This is a genomic window from Niabella sp. ZPM-14 (genome assembly GCF_055693045.2).
On record NZ_CM181148.1, the window covers coordinates 988854 to 1005741 of the forward strand.

Here is a 16888-nt window from a genome sequence, read left to right on the forward strand (position 1 = left end):
CTCACATTTTTTACCTTTTTCATTAATCTTATTTCTCTTTTTTCAGAAACACTTTCCTGCTTCTTGATTTGAGCACTTTGGGCACCTGCATCCGGGCAAGGGCTTTCATCAGTCCATATTCCCCATATTTGTTGCTCATGCCATAAATGCGGATGACCAGTATCGTTCCTGCGATCAGGATAATGCCGATACATAAAAATGAGGGCAACCCGATAATGTACATGGCAGCGAAGATGATCAGCAGGGCGATGACCCCGCCACCGAGATACCAGATGTACTGTGCTTTCAATCCTTTGAACTCTATGCTCTGGTTAATTCCTTTATTGATCTGGTAGACACTGTTTGCCATAATATTTGCTTTAAAAAGAAAGGTTGAAGCAATAACTTCAACCCTTGCTAATATGATTACACCCCGAAGAAGGATTGGATAACGGTGGCCACTACCACCAAAAAAACGCAGCTGCCAAACCAAGCGGCAGCTACCTTGCCAGTGTCCTGGTCACCGGCATTCCATTTCTGGTAAACTTTGACCGCCCCGATCAGGCCCAGCAAAGCACCTACGGCGTACATTAACTGAGTACCCGCTGAGAAATAACTGCGTACTTTCTGATTGGCTTCGTTGATACCGGCTATACCGTCCTGGGCGAACGCCCCATAGTGGATCGCGGTGAGTGCCACTACGGCACAGAGTGTAATAAACTTTTTTCGGTTAAACTTTTTCGTTTTCCTGCTGCACATTTCCATAACACACGTTTATTTAAGTTTGAAATCAATTAAAGTAATAAAAGAAGCGGAGCGGCTTCGCCATCTCATGCCCGTTAATCCTGCTCACAATGCCATACCGCACCGGGACGTATAGGGAAGCACACTCCGCCTGGGCTGTTACATCGCATCCTTCCACAACATATCCACCTCTTCTTCGCTAAGAGTAACAGCGCCATGTTTTTCACACTCCGATACAATCAGTTCATTCACTGATGAGCGGAGCGGTGAGTTTTTTACGGATGGGTATTCTTCTAGTACCAGATGCAGGTATTGTTTGAATTCCTGCGGAATAAGTTTTTTCTGCGAAGCATCGGCAATCACATTTTTCAGGCGTTCGATTAGATGTTCCACTTCGGCAAAGTCATCATCCGTTGTCGTCTCAAAAGCAGCAGCTTCGTTCTGGTAATTTTCTTCAGCAGGATAGGTGTTTTCCTCACCGGTATCCGAAGGCATGGCTGCCCTGAATTTTAGCTTCCGTTTCCCGGAGAGTAGGTCTTTAAGGTCGGCGGAATAATACCGCAAGCCCACAAAAAGATAATAGATTGTCAGTAGTATGGCGACCGCAATAATGTAGTCTGACCATGAAATGTTTGTAAACATACGCTTCTCATTTTTATCATTTTCACAAATTCAATCCGGCGTTAAAGTCGGGTTGTTTACTTCAGGTTTCGATAGCAAAGGAACAATGACTGAGAAGGCGTTACAAGTCCAACTTTTTGTTGGAACCTTTTTGGAACCGCTGGAACCCCTTGCATTTCTCAGGTTTCAACGATTTTATTTTATAAAAAATAAAAAAGCCTCCAAAGAGGAGGCTGGGAAATATTAGGTTGTTTGGTAATTACCGGAGAGATTGCTGTAACATCCATCCATTATCAGACGATGTAAAATGAACGGTATGCTTTTTCGGTTTGTTAAAATCTGTGTTTAATAAGGCCGCAAAAGGTGTGATGTTTTTATATCCAGTAGTATATTCAACCATTGTGTTTTGGCCTTTGTTAGCAAGAATTGTTACATCAGTAATAACCTCATCTGCGATTTTTACTTTTTGAATATCGAGCTTTTTATCCTTATTTGGAGTTAGGAGGAAGTAAGGCTTTGCTTTGTCAGTAAATTCGATTAATGGGTTGCCCATATCTTTTAATTTCTGTGTCTTTTGTATGGTAACCAAACCATTTGCTTCTAGTCCTTCATCGAGTAACTTTTTCGCGTGCGCCGGGTCGCTACAATAGATTTCATAGTCAATCACTTTAGGATAATTGAGTTGATTAGCGATAAGTTTCATCGCTTTGTCCTTCTCTAATTTCGGGTTATTGCTACATCCCGTAAATAGTAAGACTGTTAAAAGTAAACCTAGCTGCCGATTCATAGTGACATGTTTCATAGTGCTTGATTTTTAGTGATTTTTTTTCAGTTTCGATAGCTATCTGCTAATTCATTTCTTTGGGTGATAGGCTGGTCAACATCTTATCTACCAACAGCCTTTTCGCCTCTTAAGGTCATTACAGTGCTTGTCACAAGAGCGGCCACTTTACCATCATCCCGTATTATTTCGCAGATATAATGGCTTATAGTTCTGCCACTTTGTAATGGTTTTGCTTTAGCCAGAAGAACAGATTTAAAAACCGGGCGATAGAAATTGATCTTGAGCTCTATCGTTGTAAAAGATTCGCCCTCAGATATTACAGTCGAGTGAGCAGTGCCAATTGCCGCATCAGCAAGTTCGCATATCAGGCCACCGTGCACGGTTCCCTGCTGGTTGCTGTGCAGCTCTTTTGACGTATTAATTTCTACAGTAGCAGTCCCGAGACCTATTTCGCTGAGTTTAATTCCAAGCGTAGTGGAAATGGGTGTTGGATACTGCATATAAGTGGACATTTCCGGAGTAAGTGTTCCGTTAACCATGTGTGTTAGGAATTCAAGAATCGAAAGTTTTTCCATAATCTATTAAGATTGATTTCCCTAGTTTTATTATAAGGGTATTAGTACTCTTTTATTTTTTTGATGATACGTTCAAGCGTTTCTATAGCGATCTGTTTGTCTCTTTCCTCCGCTACATAAGACTTGCTGCGCATGCCATCATACGATAGGCTATCTTTATAAGGTGTAGAAAGATGTGGAACAATTGTTCGAAATACTTCGCTCATAGATTTTGCAACAAGTATTCTCAACTCGTCGGCAGCCCTCAATATGAGCCCGATCTGATCTGAAGACATAATGCATAGCACTCTTTGAATCTGCTCGGCTGGAAGCTCTTCATTCTTTGGTGTTTCCATATTTCCCTGTAAGGGGATGACGGAAAGGTGTAATTTCTTTTCCAGGTAAAGCAATTCCTGCGAAAACCAGTTTTCTATGATTGCGTTAAGGGCATGGTAATTAGGATTAAGAATAACGTCCGGCTTTTTATGTAATTGATTGAAGGCTTTGAAATAAAACAGTAGCTTATCCATCTTCTCAGGTATAGTGTTGCTGTTATTTATTTGCCTGGCCAGTTGCCCTGTAAGCTCATTTATATATGCTTTGCTGTTAAAATTGAGATAGACAAGAAGCTTGTCAAGCTGTGAAAATATTTCTGTAGATATTTCCTGTGAAACTATTTCTTCCAGGCCCTTTAAAAGTTCTTTCTGATATAATACGTCTTTAAAAGTTACGTCTCTTTCTCTGCACATTCTGGTTGAGAAGTGATTAATTCTCTTGAGTACAATCATGAGGGAGGCTGATTTTGCCTGACCTGCCAATTGTTGTGTTAGTTTTTTTATACGGGTGTCCAATTCTTTGCCAGCAACTATTGCGTAAGTGGCCGGAGCTCTTTCGGATAAGGTCAGGTAATTGGAAAACCTATCCTCTACGAAAGAAAGCAATTCTTCCAGCAGCGATATCAGGTGATTAAAAAGATCATTTACTGTAGATTTTGAAACCGGAACCCGTTTCTGATGAGTAAGCGTCTGATCCAGGAGAACGATCAGTGTATCATGATACTGGCAAATTAATGCCTTGATATGGTCAGCATCATTACATGAAAATACATGGCTCATGATGTTTCTCATGAACGTTTTTCTTTCTAATTCCAGTTGATTGTGGATATGCTTACACTCTTCAGGCTGTACTGTACCAAGCTCATTTATTTTCGGAACAAGCGTAACAGATATAAGCATATCAATCCATTCAAGTAAATAGTGTTGCTGCTCAACCATCTGATTTCTTTTGTCGTTCTCACCTTATGTCATTTACTGATAAAAAAGACCCATGTCACAAAATCATCTGTAAACTCACTAAATCTATGCGCTGCATGGGCTGGGACATACAGGAAATCTCCCGGCTTAAAAGATGTTACCTGTTCAAGCAGGTTAAATTTACCTTCTCCTGAAATGACGAGATAAAATTCATCCCGATCATGCGGCATCTGTTTGTCGGTTATATGCGGCTTGTATATTTCTACAGTTAACTGCCCCTCCTGAAAAAGAGATATGAACTCTTTGCCTGATTGTTCCAGTAATTGTATTGCCTCCCGTTGCCCGATTTTATTCAAAAAATCCATATTCAGCCTGTTCGTTATAAATCGTCAGTAAAATGCCGTCTGACTTTCTCCTGATTAAATTTCCTGTTGTTATAATCGTTAGATCTGTTTCGCGGGATAGAAAGGCTTTTCCATTTCTCATCAGTAGCCATCTTGGCGATATAAATGATCTGTCCGATATGATAAGGGTAATGTGCAAGCTGTCGGTTAATAGCTTCCACAACGGTATGTCCGTCATTACGGATGTAAACAATGCTTTCCAAATCCTCCATACGCAAATTGCTTAACGTGTTAAACAGGCATTCCCATCCCTTTTCCCAATGAGCGAGCAGCGATGATCTGTCGTGAAATTCATTTTCAAATTCGGCATCTCTGTTTCTCCAGGTTTTTTCTCCGTCTGATGTTAGAAAATCCGTGAAGCGGGATTGCATATTTCCCGAAATGTGGTTAACGATGATTGCGATACTGTTGCTTTCATCGTTGTATTGCCAAAACAGGCTGTCATCATCCAGCTGTTCCATAGCTTTTTCCGCAAGCATCCTGTAATACTGAAATTGCTTGACGACACTATTGATATAACTTGTTTCCATATCTTTAAAATAATTATTTTAACGCAGTAGAATCTTCTCATTTAATTGACTTGATGCACAAATAAGAGACTATTAATCCTTTTTCTATTGTTTTCGACTGGATTATAAATCCTGACCTTTCCAGAAGTGAATCCATTACCCAATCAAAAGTGGAATACTCTTCACGAAAATGTTGCTCTGCATCTTCTTTCAGAAATGTGCCTCCTAATTTCTCTTGTTCTGCAATAAAACAATCTATGTTTTCAAAGGGGCTGCTGTCTTCGATAATAACGTCCCTGATGTATAAGACACCTTGGTCTTTTAATAAGCCGTACATCTTTCCCAAAGCCACTTTCTTCCAGAAATCAGGCAGATGATGGAATGAAAAAGTTGATGTAATATAATCGGCAGATTGGGGCGGCAAGTCAAAATTCAAAAAGCCCGAATGAACAAATTCAATATTTTCGACATTGTGAAGTGCTGCCTTATTGCGGGCAAGGCTGAGCATATTCTCAGATATATCTACCGCATATACTTTATTACAAATTTTAGCAGCTTCAATGGCAAATACACCAGATCCGGAACCAAAGTCTACCAATACATCGCTATTTGTTACCTTCAATAGTTCAAGTAAGTCAGTACTTTCCTTCTGAATGTCCCTGAAGCGGGAGTGCGTCTCGTCGTAGACTTTTACCTCTTCTTCGAGAGAATAGTCTTTACCTGTTTGTTGAAATTCGTTATATAACCAGTTCATTTATATGATATTATTGTGTGTATTAATTACTCAATCGGTTTGCCGTAATGACCTGAAAATCCCACTAATAATTTGAATGACATCAACAATATTAATGTTCTGGCGGGGATGGGGATTTCTGGAAAGAAGCCTAACAGTAAGACCACTAACGCAAAGAAAAATACGGAGATTTGCCGTTGCAAAACTGTTTTATGCAATGCTATTGCCACACTTGCGCCAGCCATAGCTGTTACCAGGGTTAGCAAAATTGGAAAATAAAACCCGTCATAAATAATAGCTAATGCAAGTGTTTGTAAAAGATGAAGCCATACAAAAAGATATGGGGAATGTTCCGCCTCTCGATAATAATTAATGGTGCCTCTTGTGAAATTGCTTACGACTCCGCCACCAATATCTATTGAAAGAATAGCCATGATTATCACTTTCCATAATGCCAGATCACTTCCTGTTTTCAAATTCACCAACATTACTATAGCAGCAATAAGGTAAGTTATTATTAGATCCTGTTTGTAAGTTTGCTTACCATGCAACTTCCACAACGGCTTGGGAATGTTTACGAGTTTATTTTCCATAATTTTTAGACTTTTCTGTGATTCGCAAAAGTTAACGTCCACCTGTCACATCGATGAAAATTCCAGTTGAATAGGATGATTTGTCAGAGGCCAGCCACATGATCGCTTCCGCAACTTCTGTTGCAGTACCACCTCTTTTCATTGGAATGTTTTCCTTTATCCGATCTACACGGCCAGGTTCACCACCATCTGCATGAATATCCGTATAAATGAAAGCAGGTCGAACGCCGTTCACCCTGATACCTTCATCCGCTACCTCTTTTGCTAATCCTATGGTAAATGTATCTATGGCACCCTTAGACACTGCGTAATCTATATATTCATTCGGCGCTCCGGTTCTTGCCGCAATGGACGAGACATTGACAATTGTACCTCCCTCACCTCCATTTTTTAAAGACATTCGTTTGATGGCTTCCCTTGCACAAATGAGCTGACCGGTAATATTCGCAGAAAAAATGCGGTTCAGGCGTGATGTATCTATTTCTTCCAAACGCATTTGCTTTTCCAATATACCCGCGTTATTAACCAGCGAGTGCAGATTTCCAAAAAGCCTGTCTGTCTCCGCAAAAAGCCTTAAAATTTCAGGCTCTTTTGAAATATCCGCCTGTATGGCTACTGCTTTACCGCCAGCTGCAATAATATCTGCCACAACTTTTTCGGCAGCAATTTTATTTTTATGATAGTTGACTACCACTGCAAAGCCGTGTTGGGCGGCGAGCACTGCTGTGGCGGCACCTATTCCCCGGCTTGCGCCTGTTATGATCATTGTTTTCATTGCGATTACTGATTTATCAATATTATATTTTCCTGCTACTCACAGCGCTTCTGTTCCAGGCATTCATCATAATGCACGCCATCACCAGTTTGGCTATCATTTCAGTACTGAAGTGCTTTCGAAGTTCAGTGTAGGTCTGGTCTGTAAGCCCCTGAAGATGAATGAATGTAATTTCTTCAGTCAATCGAAGAACTGACTTCTCCTCTTCGGAAAACAGATTTGATTCCTGCCAGGCGTTCAAAGCAAAGATTCTACGGGCACTTCCGCCGTTAGCTATTGCCTCTTTCGTATGTACATCAATGCAATAGGCGCATTTATTTAGTTGGGATGTCCGGATTTTTATCAGCTCCAGGATTTCCCTTTTTATTCCATTGGATGAAATTTCCTTGTCTAAAGCAACCAAGTGTTTATATAAATCCGGTACAACATCCTGCATTTTGAATCTAGCTTTCATTTTATCAGTTTGTGAGTTTGATGATATTTCCTACCCGCCACAACACCCCAGATGGATCCTTAAAAGAAAAATCTCTTAGTCCCCACGCCTGGTCTTGGGGACTGCTCAGAAAAGTATCATAGCCGTTAATTTTAAAAGCCTGATTGATCCTGTCCCACCAGGCATCAGCATTTTCCACCAGCATGTGCATCATCAAGTTTTCAGCAAGTTCTTTTACATAAAAATTTTGCAGAAGAAATCCCTGTCCTGAAGTTTCCAGGTGTGCCATCATATTATCTTCCCGGTATATTTCGAATCCAATGTGATGGTAAAAGGTTTTGGAACGTTCAAAATCCAACGCGGGCACAAACGCTTTTAATGAATAGGCCTTAAGTATGTTTTTATTATCCATCGCTATTTCCTCATCGTTTTAATTACTGCATGTTAATATCAGCTTTGAGTTTAGTAAGTTCACCAAGCAGCCTTGTTTCGCTGACAAGGTTTTCTTTATGAAGGCTTTCGGCAACCCTTACTATTTCGGGATTCAATGTTTCTATTTCTGTTCTTCTTTTGTTTCTGATATCCTGTAAAGTTGATATGTCCTGGCCTTCCGATAACCGGCTTATCTGGATAAGGCTTTTCTCCACCTCGTCCAAATGAAGATCTATTCCTTTGGCTCTGGCAACTTCAATACACTCAGAGATTATTCTCAGGGCAATTTCGTGTGCCGCTGCATTTCTATGGAATATGCCGTTATTCACTTCCAGTAAAGGACAAACAGAGTTGAATACGCAATTGACTATCGCCTTTTTCCAGATCACCGGCTGAATGTCCTGCTCACTTTTAAATGCAAAGTCCGGCGTAGTTAACTGTGCCACGATACTATTGAGATTGTCCGGGTTGCCACTCTCTATGCCAATGGGACAAATGGCAACCGGTTTAAAACGAACAGTATTTGGATCAACCGTCTGGCTGGTGACAAACAAAACGCAACGATAGACTTCTGGATATTTTTGATTGATAAATGGTTGCTCAACACCTAAGCCGTTCTGAAGGAGGACGATTGGAGAACTTTCCGTTTTGCTCTTCAATGAGGCCGCCAGTTGGGCATTGCCAAATGATTTGTTAGCGAGAACAACAATTCCGTGTATAGTTGAGAAATTTTCCAAAGTTGCTATGTCAAGGTCGGCCTGATGTTTAACTCCATCTGCCATCTCGACACTGATACGTTCAGTGCTCATGATACCATCATTTACGCTTCCTCTGATAATGGTTACCTGTCGTCCTGAAAGTTTGAGAAAAACTGCGAGTGCTTTACCAATGGCTCCTGAACCGATAATGTATATGTGATTTTGATCTGACTGCATGATTTTTTATTTCAAGCTGTTAACGATACATATTGATATGCGTGATTTCCATGAATTTCTCCGGATGAGATATTTCCCTAAAGCCATACATAGAATAGAGCTCCTGGGCATCCTCGGTGAACAGCATAAACCTGCGTAACTGTTTAACCCATTTCAGGTTCATGATATGTTCCATCAACATCTTACTTATTCCTTTACCTCTGTATTGCTTCAGAACAAAAACATCGGATAGATACCCGTAAGTTGCCCTGTCTGAAATTATCCTTGCAAAAGCTATCTGCTTTCCTTCCTCATCGAAAACGCCTATGCAAAATGAATTTCTAAGTGATTTCTCGACTATATCATAAGAAACACCCTGCGCCCAATAGCTCTCTTCAGATATGAAGTAATGAACACTTTGTACATCCATCCGGTTAAAACCGGTTTTGATTTTATACTCACCCATCGTAATACTGTTTTCTTATACAAAATTGAGTAAAATATATTTATGATAGCAGATGCAGTTTTATTAATTTTGCATATAGCAGTTTTGAAATGAAAAATAAGGAAAGAAATAAGAACGAGTTTGTTTACTTGCGCATAGCTGGTGTTATTGAGAAGCAAATTCTTAATAACATACTCCGCACAGGTGATAAACTGCCTTCGTTACGAACCATCTGCCGCGAATATGGTGTCAGCCAGAATACGGCGCTGAATGCATACTACCATCTGGAAAGTAAGATGCTGATAGAAACCCGTCCACAGTCAGGCTATTATGTACGGTATTCGCGTACTCGCACACCTTCGATACCCAAAATCACCAATCCGTCGATGATTGCTAGCTATGGCGATGGCGAACTGATGGTCAGCAAGGTGTATGGTAATCTTGGTGAAGACAGCAACCTTGCACTTTCTTTAGGAACTCCTGCTAATGAATTACTGCCGATAGCAAAACTGAATAAGGGACTACTTCAGGCTACCCGTGATCTCAAGGGCAGTGGGGTTACCTCGGATAAGGTGGAAGGCAACGAAAGACTCCGCAGGCAGATTGCCCGATGGTCTTTTGCCATGGAATGTAACTTTACTCATGAAGATATCATTACAACAAATGGTTGTTTAAATGCGCTGTCTTACTGTATGATGGCAGTTACTGAAAAAGGCGATACCGTAGCAATGGAAAGCCCGGTTTCATTTGGCATGCTGCAACTCGCACAGGCACTCGGCGTAAAAGTGCTGGAATTGCCCACCCATCCGCAAACGGGTGTAGACTTAAATGCCTATGAAGATGCCTTGAAGAATAAGCAGGTAAAAGCCAGTCTTCTGATTAGCAATTTCAGTAATCCCTTAGGTTGCTGCATGCCAGATGAGCACAAGAAAATGGCGGTGGAGCTTTCGGAAAAATACAATGTACCTTTAATAGAGAACGATCTTAATGGTGACGTTTATTTCGGGCAGCAACGGCCAAAATCCTGCAAAACCTTCGATAAGAGCGGGATAGTTTTATGGTGTGGTTCGGTGTCTAAAACACTTGCTCCAGGTTATCGGGTGGGCTGGGTTGCACCTGGGAAATTTAAAGAGAAGGTACTCCGAATGAAGCTCTTTCTTACGATTGCATCTACTTCCATTACGCAGGAAGTGATAGCAGGATTTTTGGAAACAGGGAGATATGAAAACCATCTTAGAAAACTAAGGCACACGCTACATGGTAATTTTTTGAAGTATTCGAGAGCTATCGCCGATTATTTTCCTGAAGGTACCCTGGCAAGCAGGCCCCAGGGAGGGTTTGTAGTGTGGGCTGAGCTTCCCGGCAACATAGATACAATTAATCTGTATGAGAAGGCGTTGCGCCAGAAAATAAGCTTTGCGCCGGGACGGATATTCACGCTGCAAAATCAGTATGCTAATTGCCTTCGATTAAACTATGGTTTGTTATGGAATGATCAATTAGAGAAATCCTTACAAGCCTTGGGAAACCTGGCCAAAGCGGAATTATAGGTTGGGCTAGCTATAATTCCGATGGTTTTTTCTATAGAAATATCATGACCAGCCTTTGGCTTTTTTAAGCGTCGTTATATGCGCCAAATGATGTCTGCAATGCCAGGCATACATACCAATTGCCTCTTCCAAACTAATTTCCCTACCATGTTCCGGATGCACGAAAGTTCTTGGCAGGTCTTTTTCCCGAAGGCCTTTTAATAATACCGTCCAGCGATGATGCAGACCTTTCAGGATAGCTAAGGAGGAGTCAACGGAGATTGTTTTACCATCAGGATGTTCTGCCCAGCGTTCTTCAAAATATGGCTTAATGATAGGGTTGTCTTCAGTCAATGCTAACTTAAATCTGCAAAACGCATTCATATGGCTGTCCGCATAGTGATGAACAACCTGACGGACAGTCCAACCACCCTCCCTGTAAGGCGTATCAAGTTGCTGGTCAGATAAAGTCTCTATTTCATTTATCAGATCTTGGGGTAAAGCTGAAATGACATTGATCCATTCTGTTAACAAAAGTTGTGTTATTTCAGTAGGTTTCACAAATTGACCTATCGGGTATTGCTGTGCGTATGTAGTCATTATTATAAATTTATCGGTTAAGAGGGTAATTCCAGTTATGTTTATCTTTCTTTATACCTCTACGAATACCTTCCAGTTCATTTTTCAATTTAAACATTATTGCATCGTTCTCGGTATGCGGATAGTAATCTACACCTTCAATTTGTACGGATGCTATTGGAGATATAATTGCCGCTGTTCCGGCACCGAATAATTCGAGTGGGCCACCATTTTGAAGATGCTCTGCAATCTCTTTATAAGTTATCGGTCTTTCTTCTACCCGAATATTCAAATCTTTTGCTATCTGAAGTATGGAACTCCGCGTAATGCCATCCAATATGGAGCCGCTTAACGGTGGTGTAATTAGTGTGTTATTAATATACATCATAATATTCATGGTTCCTGCTTCTTCAAGGAACTGATGGGTTTGAGCATCTGTCCATATCAACTGATCAAAACCCTCTTCGTGAGCTTTTTGAGTTGGATAAAAAGCTCCACCATAATTTCCTCCACATTTTGCTGAACCGGCACTGCCTTCAGCGGCTCTAACATATTCCGTTTCTATTTTTACCCTTAAAGGTTTATCGTAGTATTCACCTATAGGAGTACATGTGATCGCAAACAGATATTCATTTGATACTTTAACACCTATCCGTGGTTCAGTGGCTATTACAAAAGGGCGTATATACATAGCAATATCTTGCCGGTCTACCGGCAACCAGGCTTCATCTTTATAAAGCAATTCAGTTAATCCGGTTAAGAACATTTGCTTCGACAGTGTGGGCATACACATTCGCTCTAACGACCTGTTTAATCTTTCATAATGTTTGTCAGGTCGGAAGATACTGACAGTCCCGTCGGCCAATCTGAAAGCTTTCATGCCCTCAAACACAGTTTGACCGTAATGGAAGCACAACGAAAAAGGACTTAGAGAAAAATTACTGAAAGGTTGTATTTCACCATTTTCCCATTCACCGTTTTTGAACTTCGCAAGAAATAAATGGTCTGTAGGAACTTCACCAAAAGAAAACTGGTCAAAATTGAATTGATCCAGTCTGTTTGTTGTAGGTAATTCTATTGTATTCATAGCTGTAAATAATATTAGTGCTTAAAGACTGACTTTATCATAGCACAAATTTCATTAAAGAATCGCAATGATAACAGACACAATTATTTCAACTTTGATGGGTGCAGATGGGAGGTGGTTTACCAGGATTTCCTTGAAAGGATGAAACTTGAACTAAAAAAGCTGTAGCAAAGTGCAACTAATTGCGCTTCATATCGCCGCAGTTATTTTTAAAATCTATCTTTGCAGAAAGATATTCTTGAAGCGTTTTTGCTTTGAGTCCCGAACTGAAACTTAGGAACTTTCAATGACAATGGGACAACAAGTAAAGAACGCTCATGCTACGGCGTGGGCGCACTTATTGTTGTCGGGTTTCCTAAGACCTCAGTTCGGTAAGCTGCTGCCTGCGCTATTTTTTTAGGCGGCATTGAAACGGATATTAAAAAGTATTTATATGACAACAGCCGCCGATCATTTTCCAGGGTTTCAATATCGAGCTTCAGAGCTTCTAAAATACCTTTCCATCTCTAACAATTTTACGCTGATGTTGACCTCGGGCGAGTTTATCAAATTTACGCCTTCTGATGAACTTCAGTTTGAACAGTGGCTTGTTGCCAACAACATTCAGAGTATTAGAAAAGAGGAAGGCTGGATAATTGAATAGCCAGCCTGTCAAGTTTATTTGCCTTTCCCCAGCTCATTGAGTTTTTCACTCAATTCTATCAGTCCCGCCTTTTCCAGATATTCGTCTGCTATCGTCTTAAGCTCGTTTAGGTTTTCTTCAGGGACATTCGACAGCAGCCCCGAGCTTTTATCATCATTACTTATCGCTAATCCACGCTCAATCACGTGATTTAGAAGCAGTACATTTTTGCGTGAGATTCTCAAATCAATCTTCACTGTTTCATTCATGCCAGGGATACTCATGATTGTATCAAAAACCTTGGCCACATCATTTGTCGTCAACATAATCACACGTTTTAAATTAAACATTACTCACAACACAAAAGTAATAAGCAATCTTTTACGCATCCTCATCAAAATATGATGAGGATACTAACCCAAAAAATATGAACACACTGATAAATAATAAAGCAATTGTAATAACAGGAGGCCCCGGTATGGGAAAGACCTCAATAATCAATCATTTTAAATTGAAGGGGTATAGCACCCGACAAGAATCTGGCAGAGAAATTATCAGAAATCAACTCGCAACCGGCGGAGATACGCTTCCTTGGGCTGACAGGTCTGCATTTGCCTTTGAAATGTTCAGGCAATCTGTAGAAAATTTCCTGCGTATATATGGAACCTCCCGATATACGTTTTTTGATCGTGGACTTCCTGATGCAATTGGCTACCTGCGCTTATGTGGGCTTCCGGTATCGGATGAAATGGAGCTTGCTGCAAGACAGTACCGATATTTCCCTAAAGTTTTCATTACACCTCCCTGGCCAAAGATCTACATCAATGACAACGAAAGAAAACAATCGTTTGAAGAAGCAATCGATACTTACAAGGTCATGTCCAAATTATATAACGAACTCGGCTACGAGGTAATAGAGCTTCCTAAAACAAGTGTGGCAGACAGAGCAAAGTATATTCTTTCTGTTCTCAGTATCTAAACTTTCATCCTCATCAAAATATGATGAGGATAGGTATAACCCAAACTACCTGTTTAACTTTACGCCAGTGAACTGAATAGTGAGGTTGAAAACGTGTGGTTATGGATTTCAGAAAACAAAGGCTTACCATAGAGGAAGCCAAAGAAATGGACATGGTTAATTACCTGTCTTCATTAGGCCACGAGCCTTTAAAAATCAGGAATAACGATCATTGGTACTTATCCCCGCTAAGGGAAGAAAAAACACCTTCCTTTAAGATCAACCGGAAACTAAACCGATGGTATGATCATGGCTTGGGTAAGGGTGGAAACCTGATTGATTTTGGCATCGAATACCATCATTGTACCGTCGGTGAATTACTGGACAGCCTGAGTGGTAATTTTTCCCTTCAGCAGCCAATTATCCATCACGCTAAAGTAGAAGATGAACCTGAACATAAGATCAAGGTGCTGGGTGATTTCATGCTTACTTCCTTTCCTTTATTGCGCTACCTGGAGCAACGCCGCATACCCATCGAAATTGCCGATAAATACTGCCGGGAAATACGCTATGAACTAAATGATAAAATCTATTACGGCATCGGCTTTAAAAACGACTCCGGCGGCTTTGAAATTCGCAATCCCTACTTCAAGGCAAGCAGCTCACCGAAAGATATCACCACCTTTAGAAATGGTTCTGGTGAGGCTATGGTATTTGAAGGCTTCATGGATTTTTTATCCTTTAAGGCTATTCATAAAAACCGCTCTGAAATCAGCCAGGATTTCGTGGTTCTAAATTCTGTCTCCTTCTTTGAAAGAGCACGCCCCTTTATGGAAGAACACAATGCTATCCGGCTGTATTTGGACAGGGATGCCACCGGACAAAACGTCACCCAGCATGCAATTTCAATAAGTCCTAAATATTCTGATGAAAGCAGGCTTTATAAAAACCATAAAGACCTGAACGATTGGATGGTGAATTTCGGTAAGCCCCAAAAGAAGCATTTAAGTCAGAAACTACGATAAGGCTTTTTGCCTTTGCCGACACTATTCTTAGTGTCCTTTTATTTCAGGAAATCTAAAAAGTGCTTAAAGACTGATTTCAGGTCTGTAGGAAGTTGAAAAGCTGCGTGAGTTTGCTACGTTCCTGCAAACGGCAAGATGAACGGTTGTTAAACAACCGGATCTTGCCGCCCTTTACTCGGAACTCGTGGGCGGGGGATGCTGATAGGCATGAATGAGTTTGAAAACGTGAAAATGATAAGTGATGGAAAGAGAAAATTCAAACAGGACACGCATCATCGGGCTGCGTCTGACACCCGAAGAATATGCGAAGATTGAAAAAAGATGGAAGGCAAGCACCTGCCGTAAACTAAGCGATTACGTGCGCCACAACCTCTTTGAAAAACCGGTAGTAAGCAGCTACAGGAACCAGTCCACCGATGACTTTATGGCAGAGATGGCTCAGCTAAGAACAGAGCTTAATCACATCGGGAACAACTTCAACCAGGCTGTAAAAAGGCTGCATACGCTTAGCCAGATTGCCGAATTTAAAAGCTGGCTGATCGCCTATGAAGTTGAGAAAAAGACCCTTTTCAATAAGGTAGATGAGGTCAAAAAACACATCCAGAAAATCGCGGAAACATGGTTGCAGTAATCAAAACGGGGCATTCGATTCATCGCATTTTCAACTACAATGAGAACAAGGTGAAGGCTGGCGTAGCCGAATGTATCGGTGCGGGAAATTATCCCATCGACCCTGATAAAATGAGCCTCAGCATGAAGCTAAACCGCTTCCTGAAGCAAATGGGACTAAATGAAAATGTGAAGCGTAACAGCGTGCATATTTCCCTGAATTTTGATGTGTCCGAAAGCCATCTTTCACAGGAAAAACTACTTGTTATCGCTGAGGATTATATGGAAAAACTGGGCTTCGGCAAGCAGCCATACCTGGTTTACCAGCACTATGATGCGGGGCATCCGCACATTCATTTGATTACAACAAACATTGAAGCGGACGGCAAACGGATTGACCTGCATCACCTGGGTATTCGTAAGTCCGAACCGGCACGGAAAGCCATTGAAAAAGAGTTCGGTTTAGTCGCCGCCGAAGCGCAAAAAAAACAGGAAAACTATCAGCTAAAACCAGTATCTGCCAGCAAGGCTCTCTATGGTAAATCACAGACAAAAATGGCGATACAGAATGTACTGGAGGCAGTACTAAGCCAATACAAATATTCCAGCCTGCCCGAACTGAATGCAGTGCTCAGGCAGTATAATGTTATTGCCGAACGAGGCACTGGAGATTCAAGGGTTTATCAAACCGGAGGTTTGCTGTACCGTGTTCTGGACGCTACTGGTAATCCTATTGGCGTTCCCATTAAGGCAAGCCTTTTCTATAATAAGCCTACGCTTAAATTTCTGGAACAAAAATTCAGGGAAAATGAGCCGAAACGAATGCCATACAAATCCCGGGTAAGGAATACCATTGATATGGCTTTGCTGGGAAAAACGCCAAGACTCATAGAGTTGATGAAGGCACTGGAAAAGCAGGGCATTCATACCGCCCTGCATACAAACGAAGCAGGCATGGTGTATGGCATTACCTATATTGACCATCAAACCAAATCTGTATTCAATGGAAGCGCATTAGGCAAACAGTACAGTGCAAAAGCTATACAGGAACGTTATGTTTCCGAGCCGGATTTGCTGTTGCATCCCGCTCAAAAACAGATTGGGTTACAGCCACAGGCTACCGCTTCTGCGGCAGAAACCAAAGCCCACCGAAATGATCGGGAGATTGCTGCTACTTCTCAAGGAACCGAAACTGTACTGGATGCTCTGATGCAGCCGGAACAGGCACCGGATTATGTGCCGGGTCAACTTAAAAAGACCAAGAAAAAAAGGAAAAGAAAGAACCTGAATAATAATCAATAAAATT

24 protein-coding genes are annotated in these 16888 nt (G+C 41.1%); 6 read left to right on the plus strand and 18 right to left on the minus strand.

Annotated elements, in window-relative coordinates; translation table 11 throughout:
* Positions 1–28 precede the first annotated feature (28 nt).
* The 15 genes from ACU37H_RS04160 to ACU37H_RS04230 all read right to left on the minus strand — a co-directional run bounded on the left by ACU37H_RS04160 (position 29) and on the right by ACU37H_RS04230 (position 9194).
* Positions 29–349, minus strand: coding sequence for a DUF4133 domain-containing protein (locus ACU37H_RS04160; protein WP_472703097.1), 321 nt, complete (start codon positions 347–349; stop codon positions 29–31).
* A gap of 56 nt (positions 350–405) precedes the next feature.
* A complete protein-coding gene (locus ACU37H_RS04165) occupies positions 406–744 on the minus strand; it encodes a DUF4134 domain-containing protein (RefSeq protein ID WP_472703098.1) in 339 nt (112 codons plus the stop codon).
* A gap of 138 nt (positions 745–882) precedes the next feature.
* Entirely contained in the window at positions 883–1365 is a 483-nt protein-coding gene (locus ACU37H_RS04170; RefSeq protein ID WP_472703099.1) for a hypothetical protein, read from the minus strand.
* Between the two features lie 238 nt (positions 1366–1603).
* Entirely contained in the window at positions 1604–2146 is a 543-nt protein-coding gene (locus ACU37H_RS04175) for a hypothetical protein (RefSeq protein WP_472703100.1), read from the minus strand.
* Between the two features lie 83 nt (positions 2147–2229).
* On the minus strand, positions 2230–2703 hold the full coding sequence (locus ACU37H_RS04180) for a PaaI family thioesterase (protein ID WP_472703101.1): 474 nt from the start codon (positions 2701–2703) through the stop codon (positions 2230–2232).
* Between the two features lie 41 nt (positions 2704–2744).
* Entirely contained in the window at positions 2745–3956 is a 1212-nt protein-coding gene (locus ACU37H_RS04185; protein WP_472703102.1) for a hypothetical protein, read from the minus strand.
* Positions 3957–3985: 29 nt separating this feature from the next.
* Entirely contained in the window at positions 3986–4300 is a 315-nt protein-coding gene (locus ACU37H_RS04190; RefSeq protein ID WP_472703103.1) for a cupin domain-containing protein, read from the minus strand.
* A 14-nt stretch (positions 4301–4314) separates the two neighbouring features.
* Positions 4315–4869, minus strand: a complete 555-nt coding sequence (locus ACU37H_RS04195; RefSeq protein WP_472703104.1) for a DUF1572 family protein — start codon at positions 4867–4869, stop codon at positions 4315–4317.
* A gap of 37 nt (positions 4870–4906) precedes the next feature.
* Complete coding sequence (locus tag ACU37H_RS04200) at positions 4907–5602, minus strand: class I SAM-dependent methyltransferase (protein ID WP_472703105.1); 696 nt, start codon at positions 5600–5602, stop codon at positions 4907–4909.
* Between the two features lie 26 nt (positions 5603–5628).
* The gene (locus ACU37H_RS04205) at positions 5629–6174 is read right to left on the minus strand and encodes a hypothetical protein (protein ID WP_472703106.1); all 546 of its coding nucleotides are present in this window, start codon (positions 6172–6174) and stop codon (positions 5629–5631) included.
* A 31-nt stretch (positions 6175–6205) separates the two neighbouring features.
* Positions 6206–6949 (minus strand): SDR family oxidoreductase, encoded by a 744-nt coding sequence (locus ACU37H_RS04210; protein WP_472703107.1) that lies wholly within the window; start codon positions 6947–6949, stop codon positions 6206–6208.
* 22 nt (positions 6950–6971) lie between these two features.
* Positions 6972–7403 (minus strand): carboxymuconolactone decarboxylase family protein, encoded by a 432-nt coding sequence (locus tag ACU37H_RS04215; RefSeq protein ID WP_472703108.1) that lies wholly within the window; start codon positions 7401–7403, stop codon positions 6972–6974.
* Positions 7404–7407: 4 nt separating this feature from the next.
* Positions 7408–7794 (minus strand): VOC family protein, encoded by a 387-nt coding sequence (locus ACU37H_RS04220; RefSeq protein WP_472703109.1) that lies wholly within the window; start codon positions 7792–7794, stop codon positions 7408–7410.
* Between the two features lie 22 nt (positions 7795–7816).
* Positions 7817–8749 (minus strand): ketopantoate reductase family protein, encoded by a 933-nt coding sequence (locus ACU37H_RS04225; protein ID WP_472703110.1) that lies wholly within the window; start codon positions 8747–8749, stop codon positions 7817–7819.
* A 19-nt stretch (positions 8750–8768) separates the two neighbouring features.
* Entirely contained in the window at positions 8769–9194 is a 426-nt protein-coding gene (locus tag ACU37H_RS04230; RefSeq protein ID WP_472703111.1) for a GNAT family N-acetyltransferase, read from the minus strand.
* 89 nt (positions 9195–9283) lie between these two features.
* On the opposite strand from ACU37H_RS04230, the gene ACU37H_RS04235 reads away from it, so the two are divergent.
* Positions 9284–10723, plus strand: a complete 1440-nt coding sequence (locus ACU37H_RS04235; RefSeq protein WP_472703112.1) for an aminotransferase-like domain-containing protein — start codon at positions 9284–9286, stop codon at positions 10721–10723.
* Between the two features lie 42 nt (positions 10724–10765).
* Here the strand turns inward: ACU37H_RS04235 and ACU37H_RS04240 are convergent, their stop codons facing one another.
* Positions 10766–11302 (minus strand): YfiT family bacillithiol transferase, encoded by a 537-nt coding sequence (locus ACU37H_RS04240; protein WP_472703113.1) that lies wholly within the window; start codon positions 11300–11302, stop codon positions 10766–10768.
* A gap of 10 nt (positions 11303–11312) precedes the next feature.
* Positions 11313–12368 (minus strand): branched-chain amino acid aminotransferase, encoded by a 1056-nt coding sequence (locus ACU37H_RS04245; protein WP_472703114.1) that lies wholly within the window; start codon positions 12366–12368, stop codon positions 11313–11315.
* Positions 12369–12801: 433 nt separating this feature from the next.
* Here ACU37H_RS04245 and ACU37H_RS04250 point away from each other — a divergent pair, with 433 nt between their 5' ends.
* Positions 12802–13011: a hypothetical protein gene (locus tag ACU37H_RS04250; RefSeq protein ID WP_472703115.1), complete on the plus strand. Its 210-nt coding sequence runs from the start codon at positions 12802–12804 to the stop codon at positions 13009–13011.
* 14 nt (positions 13012–13025) lie between these two features.
* Here the strand turns inward: ACU37H_RS04250 and ACU37H_RS04255 are convergent, their stop codons facing one another.
* The gene (locus tag ACU37H_RS04255) at positions 13026–13316 is read right to left on the minus strand and encodes a hypothetical protein (protein WP_472703116.1); all 291 of its coding nucleotides are present in this window, start codon (positions 13314–13316) and stop codon (positions 13026–13028) included.
* 101 nt (positions 13317–13417) lie between these two features.
* Between ACU37H_RS04255 and ACU37H_RS04260 the strand changes: the two genes are divergently transcribed.
* The 4 genes from ACU37H_RS04260 to ACU37H_RS04275 all read left to right on the plus strand — a co-directional run bounded on the left by ACU37H_RS04260 (position 13418) and on the right by ACU37H_RS04275 (position 16884).
* Positions 13418–13969 carry an AAA family ATPase gene (locus ACU37H_RS04260; RefSeq protein ID WP_472703117.1) on the plus strand — a complete coding sequence of 184 codons (552 nt, stop codon included), beginning with the start codon at positions 13418–13420 and terminating at the stop codon, positions 13967–13969.
* Positions 13970–14070: 101 nt separating this feature from the next.
* On the plus strand, positions 14071–14973 hold the full coding sequence (locus ACU37H_RS04265; RefSeq protein ID WP_472703118.1) for a DUF8464 domain-containing protein: 903 nt from the start codon (positions 14071–14073) through the stop codon (positions 14971–14973).
* 241 nt (positions 14974–15214) lie between these two features.
* The gene (locus ACU37H_RS04270) at positions 15215–15604 is read left to right on the plus strand and encodes a plasmid mobilization protein (protein WP_472703119.1); all 390 of its coding nucleotides are present in this window, start codon (positions 15215–15217) and stop codon (positions 15602–15604) included.
* Complete coding sequence (locus ACU37H_RS04275) at positions 15592–16884, plus strand: relaxase/mobilization nuclease domain-containing protein (protein ID WP_472703120.1); 1293 nt, start codon at positions 15592–15594, stop codon at positions 16882–16884. Before ACU37H_RS04270 ends, ACU37H_RS04275 begins: the two co-directional genes overlap by 13 nt.
* Positions 16885–16888 lie beyond the last annotated feature (4 nt).

Bases quoted from the DNA above. Each gene is read 5' to 3' on its own strand.
- ACU37H_RS04160 (WP_472703097.1), bottom strand. From the start codon at position 349: ATGGCAAACAGTGTCTACCAGATCAATAAAGGAATTAACCAGAGCATA.
- ACU37H_RS04165 (WP_472703098.1), bottom strand. From the start codon at position 744: ATGGAAATGTGCAGCAGGAAAACGAAAAAGTTTAACCGAAAAAAGTTT.
- ACU37H_RS04170 (WP_472703099.1), bottom strand. From the start codon at position 1,365: ATGTTTACAAACATTTCATGGTCAGACTACATTATTGCGGTCGCCATA.
- ACU37H_RS04175 (WP_472703100.1), bottom strand. From the start codon at position 2,146: ATGAAACATGTCACTATGAATCGGCAGCTAGGTTTACTTTTAACAGTC.
- ACU37H_RS04180 (WP_472703101.1), bottom strand. From the start codon at position 2,703: ATGGAAAAACTTTCGATTCTTGAATTCCTAACACACATGGTTAACGGA.
- ACU37H_RS04185 (WP_472703102.1), bottom strand. From the start codon at position 3,956: ATGGTTGAGCAGCAACACTATTTACTTGAATGGATTGATATGCTTATA.
- ACU37H_RS04190 (WP_472703103.1), bottom strand. From the start codon at position 4,300: ATGGATTTTTTGAATAAAATCGGGCAACGGGAGGCAATACAATTACTG.
- ACU37H_RS04195 (WP_472703104.1), bottom strand. From the start codon at position 4,869: ATGGAAACAAGTTATATCAATAGTGTCGTCAAGCAATTTCAGTATTAC.
- ACU37H_RS04200 (WP_472703105.1), bottom strand. From the start codon at position 5,602: ATGAACTGGTTATATAACGAATTTCAACAAACAGGTAAAGACTATTCT.
- ACU37H_RS04205 (WP_472703106.1), bottom strand. From the start codon at position 6,174: ATGGAAAATAAACTCGTAAACATTCCCAAGCCGTTGTGGAAGTTGCAT.
- ACU37H_RS04210 (WP_472703107.1), bottom strand. From the start codon at position 6,949: ATGAAAACAATGATCATAACAGGCGCAAGCCGGGGAATAGGTGCCGCC.
- ACU37H_RS04215 (WP_472703108.1), bottom strand. From the start codon at position 7,403: ATGAAAGCTAGATTCAAAATGCAGGATGTTGTACCGGATTTATATAAA.
- ACU37H_RS04220 (WP_472703109.1), bottom strand. From the start codon at position 7,794: ATGGATAATAAAAACATACTTAAGGCCTATTCATTAAAAGCGTTTGTG.
- ACU37H_RS04225 (WP_472703110.1), bottom strand. From the start codon at position 8,749: ATGCAGTCAGATCAAAATCACATATACATTATCGGTTCAGGAGCCATT.
- ACU37H_RS04230 (WP_472703111.1), bottom strand. From the start codon at position 9,194: ATGGGTGAGTATAAAATCAAAACCGGTTTTAACCGGATGGATGTACAA.
- ACU37H_RS04235 (WP_472703112.1), top strand. From the start codon at position 9,284: ATGAAAAATAAGGAAAGAAATAAGAACGAGTTTGTTTACTTGCGCATA.
- ACU37H_RS04240 (WP_472703113.1), bottom strand. From the start codon at position 11,302: ATGACTACATACGCACAGCAATACCCGATAGGTCAATTTGTGAAACCT.
- ACU37H_RS04245 (WP_472703114.1), bottom strand. From the start codon at position 12,368: ATGAATACAATAGAATTACCTACAACAAACAGACTGGATCAATTCAAT.
- ACU37H_RS04250 (WP_472703115.1), top strand. From the start codon at position 12,802: ATGACAACAGCCGCCGATCATTTTCCAGGGTTTCAATATCGAGCTTCA.
- ACU37H_RS04255 (WP_472703116.1), bottom strand. From the start codon at position 13,316: ATGTTGACGACAAATGATGTGGCCAAGGTTTTTGATACAATCATGAGT.
- ACU37H_RS04260 (WP_472703117.1), top strand. From the start codon at position 13,418: ATGAACACACTGATAAATAATAAAGCAATTGTAATAACAGGAGGCCCC.
- ACU37H_RS04265 (WP_472703118.1), top strand. From the start codon at position 14,071: ATGGATTTCAGAAAACAAAGGCTTACCATAGAGGAAGCCAAAGAAATG.
- ACU37H_RS04270 (WP_472703119.1), top strand. From the start codon at position 15,215: ATGGAAAGAGAAAATTCAAACAGGACACGCATCATCGGGCTGCGTCTG.
- ACU37H_RS04275 (WP_472703120.1), top strand. From the start codon at position 15,592: ATGGTTGCAGTAATCAAAACGGGGCATTCGATTCATCGCATTTTCAAC.